4 protein-coding genes and 1 pseudogene are annotated in these 5390 nt (G+C 72.1%); all 5 read left to right on the top strand.

Annotated features, from left to right (window positions below; all coding sequences use genetic code 11):
- Positions 1 to 701 (top strand): annotated as a pseudogene (locus ACFWAR_RS02260) (UL36 very large tegument protein); the annotation flags it as partial.
- A 212-nt stretch (positions 702 to 913) separates the two neighbouring features.
- Positions 914 to 1756, top strand: coding sequence for a nitrilase-related carbon-nitrogen hydrolase (locus tag ACFWAR_RS02255; RefSeq protein ID WP_354383121.1), 843 nt, complete (start codon positions 914 to 916; stop codon positions 1754 to 1756).
- Between the two features lie 38 nt (positions 1757 to 1794).
- Positions 1795 to 3048 (top strand): aspartate aminotransferase family protein, encoded by a 1254-nt coding sequence (locus ACFWAR_RS02250; RefSeq protein ID WP_385772376.1) that lies wholly within the window; start codon positions 1795 to 1797, stop codon positions 3046 to 3048.
- A gap of 48 nt (positions 3049 to 3096) precedes the next feature.
- Positions 3097 to 4497 (top strand): dihydropyrimidinase, encoded by a 1401-nt coding sequence (gene hydA / locus ACFWAR_RS02245; RefSeq protein WP_385772357.1) that lies wholly within the window; start codon positions 3097 to 3099, stop codon positions 4495 to 4497.
- A 58-nt stretch (positions 4498 to 4555) separates the two neighbouring features.
- A partial coding sequence (locus tag ACFWAR_RS02240; protein ID WP_385772356.1) for a TIGR03842 family LLM class F420-dependent oxidoreductase occupies positions 4556 to 5390 on the top strand: 835 nt, incomplete at its 3' end.

Below are 5390 nucleotides of genomic sequence, written 5' to 3'. Positions count from 1 at the left end.
GGCTCGCGGACGCCCCGGACGCGGTCCGCGCCACCGCCCCGAGCGGGGCCCGCTTCGGCCACCCGGCGGCCGGGGGGCCGCCGGGTGCGCGGGGGGCGGACCGGCCGGGTACGGAGACCGGCGCGCCCGGGGGCGCGGGCGCGCCGGAGGCCGGGCGCGGCGGGGCGGAGCCCGGGGCGCGCACGCCCGTACTGGTGGCCGAGTTGATCGAGCTGAGGGGGAAGGGCCGGACCGGGGAGGCGCACGCACTGCTGTGCGAGGCCGCCCGGTGGGACGCGGCGCCGCTGGCCGGGCTGGCCCGGGAGCTGGAGCGGGCGGGGCTCGGCGCCGACTGGGCCACCCTGCTGTGGGAGGCGGCCTCGCTGCCCCCCGACCGACTGGCCGCCCTCGCCGCCGCCCTCAGCGACGCCGGTCGTACCGCCGACTGCGAGCGGCTGCTGCGCCAGGGCGCCGCCCGCCCGGCCCCGGAGATCGCCGAAGCGGCCCTCGCGCTCGGCGCGGCCGGCCGGTCCCGCGAGGCCGACGCCCTGCTGACGGCCTTCGTCCGGGTGCGCACCGCGGAGGAGGCGGCCGCCCTCGCGCGCCGGGATCCGCGCTGGTTCGCGCCGCGGTTGCTGGCGGCGGCCCGCGGGTTGGCCGGATCCGCCCACCGGGATCTCGTCCACGCCTTCCGGGTGGCCAAAATCGCCTCCACCGGCTGAGCCCACCGGGGCCGCCCCTCCCGGCCCTCCCGCCCCTCTGTCCGACTTGCGGCCCTGGCTGAACACAATCGACCGCTGTGCGACCTATGTTGATCGTCTCGGCCATCCGTGCGCGGTGGTCTTGCCCCGGAGTGTGACGAGGCTTACTTTCGACTCCCTACGCACACCGTCTACGTGCGTAGAGGCCGGCGTCCCGTCGCAAGGAGCAGCTCATGGCCCACCTCGTCCGCGCCGCGCTGGTCCAGGCCACCTGGACCGGCGACACCGAGTCGATGATCGCCAAACACGAGGAGCACGCGCGCAGGGCCGCCGCCCAGGGCGCGCGGATCATCGGGTTCCAGGAAGTCTTCAACGCCCCGTACTTCTGCCAGGTGCAGGAGCCCGAGCACTACCGCTGGGCGGAAGCCGTACCCGACGGCCCGACCGTCCGCCGGATGCAGGAGCTCGCCCGCGAGACCGGCATGGTCATCGTCGTGCCGGTCTTCGAGCTGGAGAGCGAAGGCTTCTACTACAACACCGCTGCCGTCATCGACGCCGACGGCAGCTACCTCGGCAAGTACCGCAAGCACCACATTCCGCAGGTCAAGGGGTTCTGGGAGAAGTACTACTTCCGTCCGGGAAACCTCGGCTGGCCCGTGTTCGACACGGCCGTGGGCAAGGTCGGCGTCTACATCTGCTACGACCGGCACTTCCCGGAGGGCTGGCGCGCCCTCGGCCTGGCCGGTGCCCAGCTCGTCTACAACCCCTCGGCCACCTCCCGGGGCCTGTCCGGCTACCTCTGGCAGCTGGAACAGCCCGCGTCCGCCGTCGCCAACGAGTACTTCGTCGCCGCCATCAACCGCGTCGGCCAGGAGGAGTACGGCGACAACGACTTCTACGGCACCAGCTACTTCGTCGACCCGCGCGGCCAGTTCGTCGGCGACGTCGCCAGCGACAAGGAGGAGGAACTCCTGGTCCGCGACCTCGACTTCGACCTGATCAAGGAGGTCCGCGACCAATGGGCCTTCTACCGCGACCGCCGCCCCGACGCCTACGGAGGGCTCGTACAGCCGTGACCGACCCGATCCCGCTCCACACCCGCCACCAGGCCGTCATGCCCGACTGGCTGGCCCTGTACTACGACCGCCCCATCGAGCTCACCCACGGCGAGGGCCGCCACGTCTGGGACGCCGACGGCAACCGCTACCTGGACTTCTTCGGCGGCATCCTCACCACCATGACCGCCCACGCCCTCCCCGAGGTCACCAAGGCCGTCGCCGACCAGGCGGGGCGGATCATCCATTCCTCCACCCTGTACCTGAACCGGCCGATGGTCGAACTCGCCGAGCGGGTCGCCGCCCTGTCCGGCATCCCCGACGCCCGGGTCTTCTTCACCACCTCCGGCACCGAGGCCAACGACACCGCCCTGCTGCTGGCGACGACGTACCGCCGCTCCAACCAGGTCCTGGCGATGCGCAACAGCTACCACGGCCGGTCCTTCGCGACCGTCTCCATCACCGGCAACCGCGGCTGGTCCCCGACCAGCCTCTCGCCCCTCCAGACGTACTACGTCCAGGGCGCGGTGCGCCACCGCGGGCCCTTCGCGGCGCTGTCCGACGCCGACTTCACCGCCGCCGCCCTCGCGGACCTGGAGGACGTGCTCGGCCAGGCGCGCGGCCAGGTGGCCGCCCTGATCGCCGAACCGGTGCAGGGCGTCGGCGGCTTCACCTCCCCGCCCGACGGGCTCTACGGCGCCTTCCGCGAGGTCCTCGACCGGCACGGCATCCTCTGGATCAGCGACGAGGTGCAGACCGGCTGGGGCCGTACCGGCGAGCACTTCTGGGGCTGGCAGGCCCACGCCCAGAACGGTCCGCCGGACATCCTGACCTTCGCCAAGGGCATCGGCAACGGCATGTCCATCGGCGGCGTCGTCGCCCGCGGCGAGATCATGAACTGCCTGGACTCCAACTCCATCTCCACCTTCGGCGGGTCCCCGGTCACCATGGCCGCGGGCCTGGCCAACCTCGGCTACCTCCTCGAACACGACCTCCAGGGCAACGCCCGCCGGGTCGGCGGCCTGCTGCTGGAACGGCTGCGCGCCGTCACCGCCGGCGTGCCCGCCGTACGGGAGGTGCGCGGCCGAGGCCTGATGGCCGGCATCGAACTGACCCGCCCCGGCAGCGACCAGGCCGACCCGGAAGCGGCCGCGGCCGTCCTGGAGGCCGCCCGCACCGGAGGACTGCTCCTGGGCAAGGGCGGCGGCTACAACACCAGCGTGCTGCGCATCGCACCACCGCTGTCCCTCACGGTCGCCGAGGCGGAAGAGGGCGCGGAGATCCTCGCCGAAGCCCTGCGCACCCTCGACTAGGGCCGTCCGGCACGTGACCGCACGCAACTACAGACGGGGGAGGGCCACATGCCCCACCGCACCCTGATCACCGGCGGCCTGGTCGTCACGGCCGCCGACGAGCTGCACGCCGACGTCCTGATCGAGGACGGCCGGATCGCCGCGCTCGCCGCGCACGGCTCGGCGGCGGCCGCCGCGTGGACGGCCGACCGGACGATCGACGCGAGCGGGAAGTACGTCATCCCCGGCGGCGTCGACGTCCACACCCACATGGAGCTGCCCTTCGGCGGCACCGCCGCCTCCGACACCTTCGAGACCGGCACCCGGGCCGCCGCCTGGGGCGGCACCACCACCATCGTGGACTTCGCCGTGCAGAGCGTGGGCCGGTCCCTGCGCGAGGGACTGGACACCTGGTACGCGAAGGCCGACGGCAACTGCGCCGTCGACTACGCCTTCCACATGATCCTCTCCGACGTCAACGAGGGCACCCTCAAGGAGATGGACCTCCTCGTCGAGGAGGGCATCACCTCCTTCAAGCTCTTCATGGCCTACCCGGGCGTCTTCTACAGCGACGACGGGCGGATCCTGCGCGCCATGCAGCGCTCCGCGCACAACGGCGGGCTGATCATGATGCACGCCGAGAACGGCATCGCGATCGACGTGCTCGTCGAACAGGCCCTGGCCCGTGGCGAGACGGACCCGCGCCACCACGGCGAGGTCCGCAAGGTGTTGCTGGAGGCGGAGGCCACCCACCGCGCGATCCAGCTGGCGAGGGTCGCGGGCTCCCCGCTGTACGTGGTCCACGTCTCGGCCGAGGAGGCCGTCGCCGAGTTGGCGGCGGCCCGGGACAAGGGCCTGCCGGTCTTCGGCGAGACCTGCCCGCAGTACCTCTTCCTGTCCACCGACAACCTGGAGGAGCCCGACTTCCAGGGCGCCAAGTACGTCTGCTCCACCCCGCTGCGCCCCCGCGAGCACCAGGCGGCGCTGTGGCGGGGCCTGCGGACCAACGACCTCCAGGTGGTCTCCACGGACCACTGCCCCTTCTGCTTCCGCGGCCAGAAGGAGCTGGGCCGCGGGGACTTCTCCAAGATCCCGAACGGGCTGCCGGGGGTGGAGAACCGGATGGACCTCCTGCACCAGGCCGTCCTGGACGGGCACATCAGCCGCCGCCGCTGGATCGAGATCGCGTGCGCGACCCCGGCCCGGATGTTCGGCCTCTACCCCAAGAAGGGCACCATCGCGCCGGGTTCCGACGCCGACGTCGTCCTCTACGATCCGCACGCCGAGCAGGTCATCTCCGCCGAGACGCACCACATGAACGTGGACTACTCGGCGTACGAGGGCAGGCGGATCACCGGACGCGTCGACACGGTTCTCTCGCGCGGCGAACTCGTCGTCGATCGGCGCGAGTACACCGGCCGGGCCGGCCACGGGGCCTTCGTAGCGCGTTCCACCTGCCAGTACTTGTAAGGCCAGCACCTGTAAGGGCAGTACCTGTAAGGCCAGCACCTGTAAGGAGAGTCCCCGCATGGACTTCGGCCTCGTCCTCCAGACCGACCCGCCCGCCTCCCAGGTCGTCAGCCTCATGAAGCGCGCCGAACGCAACGGCTTCCGCTACGGCTGGACCTTCGACTCCGCGGTCCTGTGGCAGGAACCGTTCGTCATCTACAGCCAGATCCTGGCCAACACCCAGCGGATGCACGTCGGGCCGATGGTCACCAACCCGGGCACGCGCACCTGGGAGGTCACCGCCTCCACCTTCGCCACCCTCAACGACATGTACGGCAACCGCACGGTCTGCGGGATCGGCCGCGGCGACTCCGCCATGCGCGTCGCGGGCCGCGCCCCGAACACCCTGGCCCGCCTCGGCGAGGCCATGGACGTCATCCGGGACCTGGCGGAGGGCCGCGAGGCGCAGGTCGACGGCAATCCGATCCGCATCCCCTGGATCACGGACGGGAAGCTGCCGATCTGGATGGCGGCGTACGGGCCGAAGGCCCTGGCCCTGGCCGGGCAGAAGGCGGACGGCTTCATCCTCCAGCTCGCGGACCCCTTCCTCACCGAGTGGATGATCAAGGCGGTCCGCCAGGCCGCCGCGGACGCGGGCCGCGACCCCGCCTCGATCACCATCTGCGTGGCGGCCCCCGCCTACGTGGGCGAGGACCTGGCCCACGCCCGCGACCAGTGCCGCTGGTTCGGCGGCATGGTCGGCAACCACGTCGCCGACCTGGTCTCCCGCTACGGCGAGCACTCCGGCCTGGTGCCGGAGGCGCTCACCGAGTACATCAAGTCCCGCCAGGGCTACGACTACAGCCACCACGGCCGCGCCGGGAACCCCTCCACCGACTTCGTCCCCGACGAGA

This window comes from Streptomyces sp. NPDC059917 (assembly GCF_042730635.1).
Taxonomy (GTDB): Bacteria; Actinomycetota; Actinomycetes; order Streptomycetales; family Streptomycetaceae; genus Streptomyces.
The sequence above is the reverse complement of the archived record's forward strand: the minus strand, read 5'-3'. Positions and strand labels throughout refer to the sequence as shown.

Bases quoted from the DNA above. Each gene is read 5' to 3' on its own strand.
- ACFWAR_RS02255 (WP_354383121.1), top strand. From the start codon at position 914: ATGGCCCACCTCGTCCGCGCCGCGCTGGTCCAGGCCACCTGGACCGGC.
- ACFWAR_RS02250 (WP_385772376.1), top strand. From the start codon at position 1,795: ATGCCCGACTGGCTGGCCCTGTACTACGACCGCCCCATCGAGCTCACC.
- hydA (WP_385772357.1), top strand. From the start codon at position 3,097: ATGCCCCACCGCACCCTGATCACCGGCGGCCTGGTCGTCACGGCCGCC.